This window comes from Pseudomonas sp. SIMBA_068, assembly GCF_046534705.1.
Lineage (GTDB): Bacteria > Pseudomonadota > Gammaproteobacteria > Pseudomonadales > Pseudomonadaceae > Aquipseudomonas > Aquipseudomonas putida.
Window position 1 is genome coordinate 1 of sequence record NZ_JAWRYI010000118.1, and the last position, 378, is coordinate 378.

The following is a 378-nucleotide window of genomic DNA, read 5'->3' on the forward strand; positions in this document are numbered from 1 at the left end:
TTCGTACTTGATCTCGCCACGCAGCTTGTCGAGGGTGCGCACCAGTTCACCGGCCGGGTCGTACTGGTAACGCCGATGAATCGGGTTGTAGGCGTGCTCGACCAGCAGCGACGTATTCACACCGGCGTTGTGCACTTGCGAGAGCTTGTCGGCCGGCAAGGTCGACGCAAACTGCCATGCCTTGCGCCCCATGGCGTCATAACCGAAGCAACTGGTGAGCTTGCCCTGCGTGCGGTACACCTCTCGGTGCAGGTCGTCTCGCTCGATGTCGCTGATCACCAGCCCGTCCAGGTTCAACTGGTGCAGGTGGCCGCTGCCGTAGTACAGGTGATTGACCTTGCGCCCATCCGGCAGGGTCAGTGTGGTCAGGTTGCTGAG

1 pseudogene is annotated in these 378 nt (G+C 61.6%); it reads right to left on the bottom strand.

Annotated features, from left to right (window positions below):
* Positions 1-378, bottom strand: a pseudogene (locus SB756_RS28440) (sugar-binding protein); the annotation flags it as partial.